This is a genomic window from Bacillus sp. JJ1764 (genome assembly GCF_036962145.1).
In the GTDB taxonomy this organism is placed as follows: domain Bacteria; phylum Bacillota; class Bacilli; order Bacillales; family Cytobacillaceae; genus Neobacillus.
The window spans coordinates 26,017-38,701 of sequence record NZ_JBALNY010000005.1 but is presented as its reverse complement, the minus strand read 5'-3'; the positions used below and the strand labels follow the sequence as shown (position 1 = coordinate 38,701).

Genomic DNA, 12,685 nt, shown 5'->3' with positions numbered 1-12,685 from the left:
TCAGCTTCATGAAAGACACTTTTCTTATTTTTTTAAAACGTTTTGTCCTTTATTAACCTGCACGACCGCTCTTATTTTTCAAAAAATTACCTTTATTCTTGATTATCTGAATTTACTCCTTTTACAATAAAGGTATGACTGTATTGGGAGGTTTCGGATGTTTACTTTACCTAAAAAAGTGACAATTATTGAAGTGGGGCCGCGTGATGGGCTGCAAAATGAAAAAAAATTTGTACCGACTGAGGTCAAGAAACAATTTATCTCCAAGCTTAAGCGTGCAGGAATTAAAGAGATGGAATTGACCTCGTTTGTGTCTCCAAAGTGGGTACCGCAAATGGGAGATGCTGCCGATATTGTGGCTGATTGCCTTGATGATGAGACTAGAAACATAGTGCTCGCCCCTAATCGCAAAGGAATCAACAGGGTTTATTCTACCAATTGCAAAGCTGTGGCCGTTTTTGTCGGAGTCAGCAACAGCTTTAATGTAAAAAACATTAATAAATCGACCCTAGATAGTCTTAATGAATTACGTCCCCTCATTCTAGAGCTCAAGGAAAAAAAATACTTTGTCCGCGCCTGCATCTCCACTGCGTTCTATTGTCCTTATGAAGGGAAAATAGATGAGACTGATACCTTAAACCTATGCCGCGAATTTGTCACTGCGGGCGTTGACGAATTAAGTGTTGCGGACACCATCGGAATGGCTGCACCCACCGAAGCGTATTCTCTGTTTTCAAAACTAAAAGCTGAATTCAATCAAACACTGTTGACGGCACATTTCCATGACACCAGAAAACTTGGTCTTGCCAATATACTGGCATCCCTTCAAGCTGGCATTGATCGGTTTGATACTTCTGCCGGAGGACTGGGAGGCTGTCCTTTCGCACCAGGAGCCAGTGGAAATACCGCAACAGAAGATGTAGTCTACATGCTGGAACGAATGGGAGTTGCTACAGGAATTGATCTTAATAAGTTAATGGCAGCTATTGATGCCGTTCGCCCGCATCTTTCCAGACAGATTGAAAGCGGTTTCTTTAACCTTTATCAAACCGGAATTCCGATTCGTGAATAATCCCGCCTCAAAACATCCATCTTATTAGGTATATAACGTTGAAGGGAGATTAGCTCATGAGTCAAAAACGAGATAAAGGGAACAGCCAAGCAGGGAAAAACTATGCAGAAACAGCCGGTACCGACAAACGGGTAATTGCATCAGAAGAGATTGAAAAGGCCATTCACCCAACAAAGCGTCAAAACTCTGAACAATAACCATTAAAGATAACAAGCCGCTCATTAGGATAAGCGGCTTTTCTTATGGTAAAATAATTTGTAAAACCTTCCAGGAGGTGCCGCATGTGAAAAAGGCATTTCGAACCTTATTTATCCTGTTATTTTTCTGGCTGGCTCTCGCCTTATATTTTACTAACCGAATCATGTATATGAAAAAGAAGGATGAGGATTTTATTTTACAGCGCGAACAGGAAGCTGGCAGATACAACCCTGAAGAATTCTCAGTACTTCCTCAGCGTGATGTGGAAATCTCATCACCTTTTGGTTATAAGATTAAGGCTCTACTTGTAGAACCTCATCAAACCAATCGATATATGATCATTTCACATGGGGTAACGGAGACCAAAATCAATTCCGTCAAATATATGAACCTGTTTCTGGAGCGCGGGTTTAATGCCCTTATTTACGATCATCGGCGACACGGAGAATCGGGTGGGCAAACGACAAGCTTTGGTCATTATGAAAAATTTGATTTAAAAGCGATCGTCGATTGGCTAAAAAAGGAGAAAGGGTCGGATCTGATTCTAGGCATTCACGGGGAATCCATGGGAGCGGCAACGATGCTTCTATACGCCGGTCTTCTTGAGGATGGAGCGGATTTTTACATTGCTGATTGTCCGTTTTCTGACTTTAAGCAGCAGTTAGCCTATTTGATTAAAAAGGATTTTAAGTTACATCCTGGCCTGTTGCTCCCGATTGGTGATGCCATTCTCCGCCTTCGTGACAAGTACTCGATTCGAAATGTTTCACCAATATCCGTGATTGAAAACATTAAACATCCCGTATTATTTATCCACAGCCGTAAAGATGACTTTATTTTGCCTACTATGACCCATGAGCTCTTTGAGCAAAAAAGAGGGCCTAAAATGCTCTATATCGCGGAAAACGGGCGGCATGCCCAATCCTTCAATGAAAACCGTGCTGATTACGAACGGATCGTGGATGAATTTTTACAGACATATATTGATGTGTCTTTGCCTGGTAAGATCTCTTCCACATAGGATGAGAATAGCCGATATGGTGTCTTCCCCCATATCGGCTATTTTATTGTTTGTTTTAGGAGTTTGGATGAAATAATAAAGCCTCTTCCTTATTTAATAAATATGGTCTAAAATAGCCTACTGTATCTGACAAAGGGAGAACCTCCGGATGCAGTTGAATATGTAGTTCCTGTTGGATATAATTTCTTCTCTTTATAAACCTATTCCATAATTGCGGATAGTTAGCTTCTATTTCCTTTCGTAATGAATCATCAGCCAGAGCGATTCCAGTCTCTGCACTGGCTCCCCCATAATTTGGAACAGAAGGAATAATATCAATTTGAAATAACATTCCACTTTTTAAAATCGTGCTGGATTGAGAATAAATGGGAGAAGATAACCATTCCTCATCTGATACAAAATGTCCCGGATTTAAATGCCAATTATATTTTTCTTTCGGCAAGACTTGCTCGATTACATTATATAATTGTCCACCTGTCATTCCAATTTTCAGATTTTCTAACCATGCCACTACAGCTGAATAGTATGGAATCGCCAATATTTCCAAATAATCTTGAACATTATTCGGAAGTTCATCGGTTTTTGATACGACATACCCCGCCCTGCTTGCTAATCCACCTTTATAACCGGTTGTGATGGAAAATTTATCACCAAGAGTTACTGCTTTTTTTCTTGGGTAAATGACAGCATTCGTAAAGCGGTCACCGGTAGCACAGATTGTCGTGACATTATGCGGTTGTCCAAATTTAGAGAGGAATGATGCCAATTCTGTTTCGGTTTTACCGATTTCAAGATGGTTTAATGCCTCTAATACACAATCTGATGCTAAACTGGAACCAAACTCATAATAGTTGATCTCATCGGCATTATTAATGGTTCTAATTCCGCTGTTTTCACCTATAAAAATTTCACTGCTATTCGTTACTCTAGCGGAATTCTCCTGTGCCAACTTTTGTAATGTATCAACAATGAAATATGGAACATCAAACAATTGTTGATCTTCTTCGTATTTACTTGTGAATACCTTCCATCCAACAACACCTATACATTTCCCATTAAACTGAATAGCATCTCCAATGATGTCTTTGAAACTCTTTTTATTTTCCATCGGCTGATTAGGCAAGGAAAAGTGAGGTACATGAACAACATTTGATTGTAAACGAGAATGTTTGGCCAACTTTAGATTTTCATTACCAAGAAATAGGGTTGACTTCCCACTAGAATCAAGAGCTAATAGAGCTTCTTCAAATCGTGGAACAAAGCCCGTTACATACTCAAAATTGGAGCCGTGTTCTCGATCAGCATATATGAAAACGAGATCAATTCCATTTTTATTCATAGCGTTTAGGAGTTTTTCTTTTCTTTCACGAAATGTTTCATCCGATAAACATACAGGATGATCATTAAAATTTATTTCTGGGTATTTCACTTTGGATAATGAAAATTTTTCTATGCTATATTTCTCTTTTAAATGATTCATCTGCTCATTTCCTCCAACTTAAATAGAAAGGCCCATAAAAAACAGGGATACCCACAATATAGGGTATCCTTTACAAACATGACTTTATTCTATTGTTCATTAACCGTTCAGTATTTTAGTCTGTTTTTTATTTTATGATCAAGCTCATATGCCCATTCAGGATTTGCTGCGGGCTTTTTAACTGAAAGCCATGCATGGAATCGGAGTAGTCGATTTTCATATTTTCATCAAAAAATACCATTTTTGATTTTTCCATATAGATAGGGCCATTATTTGTTTCAATAGCCGTGTCGTCTTCATCTAATTCGGAAATAAACCATAAAGCGAAAACACCATCTACCGCGCATCCGCAGCCTTCGATATCATATTTTAACTTCAAATATCCATCACGGCCAACTGTTTTCTCCTTGATTTTTGCTGTTGCTGCCTCTGTTATGATGATTTCCAATGTTTAAAGCCCCTTTCAGTTTGCATATGATGATTGTATCACAAGATTTTTGTGACGATTTCGATTTTGCTCTCATCATTAATATTTGCATTTTCTTCCATTTAAAGTTAATCTCAAGTTATTACGAACAATTTATTTAAAAGGGGTGTCGAGGATGTCAAAAGTTCAGATTAAAGTAAATGATAATGGATCACTGCGCATTACAGGCGAGGTAGAATTGTTAGATGGCGAGGGTAATGTGTATACTACAAAGCCATCCTTTTCATTGTGCCGCTGTGGTTTGAGCAACAATAAGCCATTTTGTGACGGCTCACATAAGGGGAAATTTGAGTCACAGGTCCGTGTTCCAAAAGAAGATTAAGTAAAAGGAAAATTAAAGATAAGTGGCATGTTTTTATTATGAAAATAGTGGCTAGTCTTTAATGTCGCACATTGTTTAGAAATTAGTACATCACTGATATAAGTGGTGTACTTTTATTTTTTTTGCAGTTACGCAAACACGACGAAACCATTCACCGATGGATACTTTTAGGTACGTTTACCTAGCTGTATAGAAATTAGTAGATAACATTATTGTGGAAGATTAGGTAAATAAACCTTGAAATTTATTACCAACTATTAGTACTTAGTGATAAAATAATAATTGATTCTTATAAAAATTAGTGCAGGGAGGATGTAATGTTGTTGGAAACTCAAAAAATCAAGGAAATTATTAGGCATCGCTATCCATTTCTATTAGTGGACAGAATTGTGGAATTAGAGGAAGGAAAAAGAGCAGTAGGTATAAAAAATGTAACAGCAAATGAGGATTTTTTTAACGGACATTTCCCTAATTACCCTGTTATGCCTGGTGTTTTAATTGTGGAGGCATTAGCTCAAGTAAGTGCAGTCGTAATGTTAACGAAGGAAGGAAACCAGGGACGGTTAGGTCTTTTAGCAGGAATAGATAAATGCCGTTTTAAAAAACAAGTAAGACCAGGTGATCAACTACAACTCGAAGTTGAAATTACTCGATTAAAAGGACATATTGGGAAAGGGAAAGGGATTGCTTCCGTTGATGGAGAATTAGTTTGCGAGACAGAATTGATATTTGCATTTGGTGATTAACTTTTTTAATCATTACGATCTAATAATCGTTAACTTTACTTCAATAAAGTGTAATGCATATTTTTACGTTAAAATTAGTACCAGTTACTAATACTAACTAATAATTTAACATGAGGTGTGAAACGTATGATAAGTGCAAGAATAACGGCTATCGGGACATATGTACCAGAAACAAAATTAACAAATTTTGAACTTGAACGAATGGTTGAAACAAATAATGAATGGATTCTTCAAAGAACAGGTATACATGAACGTAGAATTAGTCGTCCTGATGAATTTACTAGTGATTTATGCGTAGCTGCCGTAAAGGATTTAATGAAAAGATATAATAAAAAAGTCGAAGATGTAGATATGATCATCGTAGCAACAAGCACTCCAGACTTCCCATTTCCATCTGTTTCAAGTATCATACAAAATCGTTTAAATATTGCTCAAACGGGTGCCATCGATTTAAGTGCGGCTTGTGCAGGATTTGTTTATGCAATGCATACAGCTCATAGCTTTATTGCTTCTGGACTCCACAAAAAGGTACTTGTTATTGGAGCAGATACCATCTCCAAAATTACGGATTATACCGATAGAAGTACATGTATTTTATTTGGTGATGGGGCTGGCGCAGCATTGATTGAAAGCGACGAACAATCCAACAGTTTTATCGGATTCCATTTGGGAAGTGACGGAAGTGGCGCACAACATGTGTATCGTCCTGGACTATCCAAGAAGGTTAATGGAATTGAGTTGGTTGATACTCAATATCTTGTTCAAAACGGCAGGGAAGTGTTTCGTTGGGTTGTAAGAAATGTTCCTGATAGCGTAAAACAAATTCTAGAAAAAACTCAAACGAATTTAGAGCAAATTGATTGGTTTATCCCTCACAGTGCTAACTTACGGCTAATCGAACCGATTAGTGAAAAAGTAGGATTTCCAATGAAAAAAACTCTTTATAGCTTGGTGAACTTTGGCAATACTTCTGCTGCAACAATTCCTTTAGCACTTGACCTTGGAATCCGTGAGGGAAAAGTTAAAAACGGAGACCATGTTCTTTTGTATGGTTTTGGTTCAGGTTTAGTTCATGCTGGACAATTGCTACATCTAAATTTAGATGAACAAATTAATGCACCAAAACCATTGTAGAGTAAAACATTGTGAAATATTCCACTTAAAATAAACTCGGGATCTCCTCAAGCTCCTTGTAATATCATAGGCTGTTGTGGTGGTAATGGAGGCATTTATTGTACAAAAAAGGATAGATGAATAAAGGTATTTTAGTCCTGTTCATCTATCCTCTCTTTATTCATCAGTGAGCCGTATGTCAGCAATGGTGTCAATGGGAATTCGATGGGTTTCTTGAAACCGGTCCACTACATGCAGCTTATGGGAGATTTCATCCCAGTAATGAATTTTGCCAATGACGATTTCATAGTTTCGCTGTCTGTAATGGGTAATGGTCACGTACTGATCAAATTCGATGGCCTCTGCGAGTATTTCATTCATCAGCTCAAACTGCTGTTCATCCATTTCAATCTTTTCCTCGTACTGATCCTCTTTCACCCAATCTCTGAGTAATTTCACATGCTCAGGAAGCATCATTGATGTCCATTTGATTCTTCCGCGGTCGCGAATCATCGTTTTTTCCTTCTTTCCGTATTGTCTTTCTTTTTACATTTTATGCCCTCCAACCAAAGTAGCCCGGTGTTTGGCGGTTCCTCCGGAGGTGTAAGAAACTGCCCGCAGCAGGGATCCCGAGCCAAAGCGTCTGCGGACAGAATCAACGACATAGCCCAACTCGCGCCGTTTATGGGCTCCCCTATCAAAAAGATTAAGCTGAAGCTCGCAATCATCCACAATATTGGCAAGAGAAATGGAAATTTGCCTGACCGTCTTGCCATTATAGTGCTCGTAAAATAATTCAAGGCATACACGATAGAGATCCATCGTTACATTGGTCGGCTGCAGAATGGTTCTTGAACGGTGAAAACCGCCACCGAATTCATCCTGACTGTAGCCGACTCCCAGACTGATGGTTCTTCCTGCTTTTCGCCTTGTCCTCGCTCTCCGGGCAACCTCTTCACACATTTCTAAAATGACATGCCTGATCTCCTCTTCATCCTTATAATCCCTTAGGAGAATTTGACTTTTCCCAAAGCTGATCTGCCCTTCAATGATTGGTGCCCCCAAATCCGAAAGGTCCACTCCCCAGGCATGATAATAAAGCTGATTGCCCATAACACCGAACTTTTTTTCCAGCTGTTCCAAATCATAGCGGGCCAGTTGGCCAACCGTGAAAATGCCCATACCGTTTAACGTTTTCTCAACACGACGGCCGATTCCCCACATTTCTCTAAGCGGAGATACCTTCCACAGCTTGGTCTGGACATCTTCATAGGTCCACTCCGCTACTCCATGACGTTTTGCCTCAAGATCGAGGCAAAGCTTTGCTAGCAACATATTGGGCCCAATGCCAACCGCACAAGGCAACTGAAATTCCCGTTCAATATCCTTTTTGATTTTTTCAGCTATTGTCTCGGCGTCTCCCCACAAATGCAGGGCCCCATCCACCTTAATAAAGCTTTCATCAACACTGTACGTGTGTATGGCTTCTTTTGGCACATAACGGTTGAATACACGAGAGATCTCGGTGGAGATACGCAAATACGTTCGCATTTTCGGTTCGGCCAAGATAATTCGCGGGTCTTTGGGAATCTCAAACAGCCGTGATCCTGTTTTGATGCCGAATTCCTTTTTCAGCTTAGGTGAAGCTGCAAGTACGATACTCCCCTCCCTGTCTTTATCCCCGACTACCGCCAAATAGCAATTTAACGGATCAAGTCCCTTCATAACTGCCGAACAGCTGGCGTAAAAGCTCTTCATGTCTACACATAAAATTTTATTTTGCGGTAAGGTGCTGTAATCAACCATGAAATTCCCCCCACAACCCCAAAAATACGAACATTAGTTCTTTATATTATATTTATTATCTTAAGCGAATATACGTTCCTATTCAATGGAAATTTTTTGTCGCTTACCGTAATCCTTTTTCTTGGAAATTTTTTATTTGAACAAAATATGACATCCAAGGAATATACCGGTAAAAACTCATGTATTTAATCACCTGAATGCATGATTATACAACAAAAGCTTATAAAAACAACAAAAAAACATAATGATTTTTACATTTGATATGTAATAACCTTAACAAAATAAGTAAGCTTCTTTCCTTACAATAAAGGTATGGCAAGCCATATTTCACATGAGGAGGAAATTAGATGAGTAGTAATGCAGAAAAGGTTCCCGCAAGTGAAGTTCATGCATCAGAGAATACGGCAGGAAAGGCAAAAAAAATTGGGCTGCTTCCTTTAGTTGCCCTGGTAATTAGTTCGTCCATCGGAGGCGGAATTTTTGGGATGCCAACAGATTTAGCAGCCGGAGCAGCACCGGGTCCAGCTTTAATTGCATGGACAATTGTTGGCTTTGGGATCCTGATGCTCTCTCTTAGTTTTAATAATTTAATAAAAAAACGACCTGACTTGGACGGCATTTTTAGTTATGCCGAGGAAGGGTTTGGCAAATTCAGCGGCTTTATTAGCGGCTGGGGATACTGGCTCTCAGCATGGCTTGGAAACGTAGCATTTGCCACTATGATCATGAGTGCATTTGCTTACTTCTTTCCAGTCTTTAAAGATGGACAGAATATACCATCTATTATTTTCGCGAGCATTTTAATGTGGGGGTTAACATTCATTGTTAACAGAGGAGTTGAAAGCGCTACCCTGCTCAATACGATTATTACTATATGTAAACTAATTCCACTTTTTGTTTTTATCGTTATTGGAATCTTTGCCTTTAAATTGGATATTTTCACGGCTAATTTCTGGGGGAAACTTTCCACAAATATTGATTCAGGTTCTGTCTTTAATCAAGTAAAAAGCTGCATGATGGTGATGATGTGGGTATTCGTTGGGATTGAAGGAGCTTCCATGCTTTCATCAAGGGCAGAAAAAAAATCAGATGCAGGCAAGGCAACAATCTTAGGTTTATTAGGACTATTACTTATCTATGTTCTAGCTTCCATCATTCCCTACGGAATCATGAGTCAACAAGAAATAGCTTCAGTGAAACAGCCTTCCATTGCTTATATTTTTAAAGATGTTGTCGGACCATGGGGAGCTGCCTTTATTAATATCGGTTTAATCATTTCGTTGATTGGATGCTGGTTATCCTGGACCATGCTTCCAGGAGAAACCACCTTATTGATGTCCAGGAAAGGCTTATTGCCTAAAGCTTTTGGCCGAACTAATACAGCCAATGCTCCAACATTTTCATTTATTGTCACTGCCGCACTTATTCAATTGTTTGTCTTTACATTTTTATTTACAGATAAAGCCTATAATTTTGCTTATTCATTATGTACTGCCGCAATTTTAATTTGCTATGTATTTGTCGCTTTATACCAAGTGAAATTATCCTATCAAAACCGCCAGCAAAAAGGTGAAGTTTTGCAATTAATAATCGGTATTTGTGCGCTCGCCTTCCAGATTTGGGGAATATGGGCTGCCGGTCTCTCTTATACATTGTTATGTTTTACAGCTTATATCCCTGGAATTTTCTTCTTTATGAAAGCCCGGAAAGAACAAGGAGCTAAAGAGCTTTTATCAAAAAAAGAATGGATGGCAGCGACTGTAATAGTAATCGGAGCGATGATTGCCATTTATTTAATCTTAACGGGAAAAGTTCAATTTTAATGCATTCTTAAAAAATGGCTGTGTTAAAGGGCACTGTTGATTTTATACCCTGTTGATTGAAGCGGAAATCAACAGACCAGTTTAATAGAGCCTAAAAAATAAGGAGAGACTGACAGATGGAAATTGCTAATTTTGGAGTCGAAGAATGGTTAAATGTTTGGGAAAATGATGCAGTTTATGATATAGCCGGAAGCTCCATTGCCTCTTTTACACTAGAAGAATTAATTAGCATTGATGGGACAAACCCCAAAGAATTCTTTGATAAAATTTTTGATGTAAAAATGAATTATGGCTGGATTGAAGGATCTCCTGAATTCAAACAACAGGTAAGCAAGCTATACAAAAATGTCCCTCCCGAATGTATTTTGCAGACGAATGGAGCAACTGGAGCGAATCTTTTAGCTCTTTATTCCCTTATTGAGCCAAATGATCATGTGATAGCGATGCACCCGAGTTATCAGCAATTATTCGATATCCCTCGTTCCCTGGGAGCGGAAGTTTCTTTATGGGAAATATACGAAGAAAATGATTGGATGCCGGATTTAGAAGAATTAAAATCAATGATTCGTCCCAATACGAAAATGATTTGTTTGAACAATGCTAACAATCCAACGGGAACCGTCTTGGATGATCAACTCTTAAAAGAAATTGTAGCGATTGCGTCAGAAGTCGGTGCCTATATTTTAGTAGATGAAGTCTATAAACCACTAGATCCGAATCAGCAGGTTTCCTCCATTGTAGATTTATACGATAAAGGGATTGCCACTAATAGTTTATCCAAAACCTACTCTGTACCTGGTGTAAGGGTTGGCTGGACTGCAAGTAACCAAGAGGTGGCTGATATTTTTAGAAAATATCGGGATTATACCATGATTTGTTCTGGTGTGCTTGATGATGTCATTGCAGTACATACACTGAAAAACAAAGAAGCAGTATTAAACAGAAACAGAGAAATTGTATTCACCAACCTGGAAATTTTAAAGGAATGGGCCAAACATGAACCAAGGGTCACTTTAGTATTTCCAAAGGCTGTTTCAACATCCTTTATTCATTTGGATATCCCTATAGATGTAGAGGATTTTTGCATAGATTTATTAAAAACAAAAGGGGTTTTATTAGTACCGGGCAATCGGTTTGATGTTCCGGAACATGCCCGATTAGGGTATTGTACAAAAACTGAAACGTTAAAAAAAGGGCTGGCTGAGTTATCGTCTTATTTGCGAAAATTTGATTAAGCTATTCGTCAAAAGGAGTATTGGAACCATTCCAGTACTCCTTTTTAACTATTTATTGAGTTTATGAAAAAAACGTATAATGGTCTTGAGGTGATCCTGAAGATGGAGAAAAAACTGGTCGAAAAAATGATTAAAAATTGCTTGAAACAATATTATGAAGCGGAATCAATGCCGCTTGGTGCTAGGGATTTGGAAAAATTAACTGACCAAATTCTCCAAACAATACAAGAAGAGCCTGCAGCAGATTTATTCGAGGTTATCAACGATGTGGTCTACGAGTATCTAACAGGATCATAAAAAAGCCCCTGATCACAGAGGCATTGGATTATTTTTGACTAAGCATTTTTTTGCCAATTCGCTCGAACAATCGTGGAAAAAGCACGTAGATAGCGCTCCCCATATTCATCCAGCGCGGCAGATTAATTTCACGGGTTTTAGTCAGCATGCTGTTAACGACTTTTCCGGCAACGAATTCGGGCTGAAGCATGAATTTTTGAACATTTTTTACATAAGTGCCCCCTTCGTCTGCGATATTGAAAAAATTGGTCGCAATTGGTCCCGGATTGACGGCTGTCACCTGAACATTATAATCATCCAGCTCCATTCTTAGTGCATTGGTGTAGCCAAGAACGGCATGCTTCGTTGCTGAATAGACGCTGGATTTCGGGGTAGCAATTTTTCCTGCCTGTGAAGCAATATTGATAATATGGCCATAGCGACGTTCACGCATTCCTGGCAAAACTTTGGACGTGCAGGCAATTANNNCCGCCTCGTGGGCTTCACGGAAAATCCCGAACCCGGCATTATTAACTAAAATACCAACATGACCCATCTCCGCAAAAATTTGATCAAAAACAACTTCCACTTGATCCGTATTTGCCACATCCAGTTGAAACACATGCACATTTACCTGATACTTTTGTGTCAAATTTGTTTGCAGCTGTTTTAATTTATCGATGCTTCGTGCAAGCAAAACAAGATTGGCACCACTTGCTGCACAAAGTTTGGCAATCTCCGCTCCAATTCCTCCGGAAGCACCGGTTATGACTATATTTTTACCTGTTAATCGTTCCCTAACCATGACAACACCTCATCTGAATATAGCCCTTCGGATTATCGACGGCCTCTTATCTTTATATTAATAATTTCCCTGATTGATTTGGAATAGTCAAGCCGGGGCTTTCCCCATATATTATCGAATAAATATCTAAAAATTTAGTAAATTAACTCTTGACAGACAAGCTCGGTATCCTTCATAATCACTATTAAAATTTGATTCGATTATGTCATGACTAAGGCCAGTAAATGAGAAACGGTGAAAGAGAGTGAAGTTCAGAGGCTGAGAGACTTCACCACCCCCTACTCATCGAAACCTACCTTAC

The 12,685-nt window shown here is 38.8% G+C and carries 14 protein-coding genes; 9 read left to right on the top strand and 5 right to left on the bottom strand.

Annotated elements, in window-relative coordinates; translation table 11 throughout:
* Positions 1-157: 157 nt before the first annotated feature.
* From V7083_RS00695 to V7083_RS00685, 3 genes are all read left to right on the top strand, one after another.
* Positions 158-1,072, top strand: coding sequence for a hydroxymethylglutaryl-CoA lyase (locus V7083_RS00695; RefSeq protein WP_335474311.1), 915 nt, complete (start codon positions 158-160; stop codon positions 1,070-1,072).
* A 56-nt stretch (positions 1,073-1,128) separates the two neighbouring features.
* Complete coding sequence (locus V7083_RS00690) at positions 1,129-1,269, top strand: hypothetical protein (RefSeq protein WP_335474309.1); 141 nt, start codon at positions 1,129-1,131, stop codon at positions 1,267-1,269.
* Between the two features lie 86 nt (positions 1,270-1,355).
* A complete protein-coding gene (locus V7083_RS00685; RefSeq protein WP_335474307.1) occupies positions 1,356-2,291 on the top strand; it encodes an alpha/beta hydrolase in 936 nt (311 codons plus the stop codon).
* Between the two features lie 55 nt (positions 2,292-2,346).
* On the opposite strand, the gene V7083_RS00680 is transcribed toward V7083_RS00685, so the two are convergent.
* A complete protein-coding gene (locus tag V7083_RS00680; RefSeq protein WP_335474305.1) occupies positions 2,347-3,771 on the bottom strand; it encodes a M24 family metallopeptidase in 1,425 nt (474 codons plus the stop codon).
* 127 nt (positions 3,772-3,898) lie between these two features.
* Complete coding sequence (locus V7083_RS00675; RefSeq protein WP_335474303.1) at positions 3,899-4,219, bottom strand: iron-sulfur cluster biosynthesis family protein; 321 nt, start codon at positions 4,217-4,219, stop codon at positions 3,899-3,901.
* A 154-nt stretch (positions 4,220-4,373) separates the two neighbouring features.
* Between V7083_RS00675 and V7083_RS00670 the strand changes: the two genes are divergently transcribed.
* The 3 genes from V7083_RS00670 to V7083_RS00660 all read left to right on the top strand — a co-directional run bounded on the left by V7083_RS00670 (position 4,374) and on the right by V7083_RS00660 (position 6,460).
* Complete coding sequence (locus V7083_RS00670) at positions 4,374-4,580, top strand: CDGSH iron-sulfur domain-containing protein (RefSeq protein ID WP_335474301.1); 207 nt, start codon at positions 4,374-4,376, stop codon at positions 4,578-4,580.
* A 320-nt stretch (positions 4,581-4,900) separates the two neighbouring features.
* Complete coding sequence (gene fabZ, locus V7083_RS00665) at positions 4,901-5,326, top strand: 3-hydroxyacyl-ACP dehydratase FabZ (protein WP_335474316.1); 426 nt, start codon at positions 4,901-4,903, stop codon at positions 5,324-5,326.
* Between the two features lie 126 nt (positions 5,327-5,452).
* Positions 5,453-6,460, top strand: a complete 1,008-nt coding sequence (locus V7083_RS00660; RefSeq protein ID WP_335474299.1) for a ketoacyl-ACP synthase III — start codon at positions 5,453-5,455, stop codon at positions 6,458-6,460.
* A 156-nt stretch (positions 6,461-6,616) separates the two neighbouring features.
* Here the strand turns inward: V7083_RS00660 and V7083_RS00655 are convergent, their stop codons facing one another.
* Together V7083_RS00655 and V7083_RS00650 are read right to left on the bottom strand one after the other, a co-directional pair.
* Positions 6,617-6,952: a YolD-like family protein gene (locus V7083_RS00655; RefSeq protein WP_335474297.1), complete on the bottom strand. Its 336-nt coding sequence runs from the start codon at positions 6,950-6,952 to the stop codon at positions 6,617-6,619.
* Positions 6,953-6,985: 33 nt separating this feature from the next.
* The gene (locus tag V7083_RS00650; RefSeq protein ID WP_335474295.1) at positions 6,986-8,245 is read right to left on the bottom strand and encodes a DinB/UmuC family translesion DNA polymerase; all 1,260 of its coding nucleotides are present in this window, start codon (positions 8,243-8,245) and stop codon (positions 6,986-6,988) included.
* A gap of 347 nt (positions 8,246-8,592) precedes the next feature.
* On the opposite strand from V7083_RS00650, the gene arcD reads away from it, so the two are divergent.
* From arcD to V7083_RS00635, 3 genes are all read left to right on the top strand, one after another.
* Positions 8,593-10,068, top strand: coding sequence for an arginine-ornithine antiporter (gene arcD, locus V7083_RS00645; RefSeq protein ID WP_335474293.1), 1,476 nt, complete (start codon positions 8,593-8,595; stop codon positions 10,066-10,068).
* 116 nt (positions 10,069-10,184) lie between these two features.
* Complete coding sequence (locus V7083_RS00640) at positions 10,185-11,303, top strand: aminotransferase (RefSeq protein WP_335474291.1); 1,119 nt, start codon at positions 10,185-10,187, stop codon at positions 11,301-11,303.
* Positions 11,304-11,405: 102 nt separating this feature from the next.
* Entirely contained in the window at positions 11,406-11,600 is a 195-nt protein-coding gene (locus V7083_RS00635; RefSeq protein WP_335474290.1) for a YqzH family protein, read from the top strand.
* A gap of 28 nt (positions 11,601-11,628) precedes the next feature.
* Here V7083_RS00635 and V7083_RS00630 read toward each other — a convergent pair whose 3' ends face one another.
* Positions 11,629-12,384 carry an SDR family NAD(P)-dependent oxidoreductase gene (locus V7083_RS00630; protein ID WP_335474288.1) on the bottom strand — a complete coding sequence of 252 codons (756 nt, stop codon included), beginning with the start codon at positions 12,382-12,384 and terminating at the stop codon, positions 11,629-11,631.
* Between the last annotated feature and the right edge of the window lie 301 nt (positions 12,385-12,685).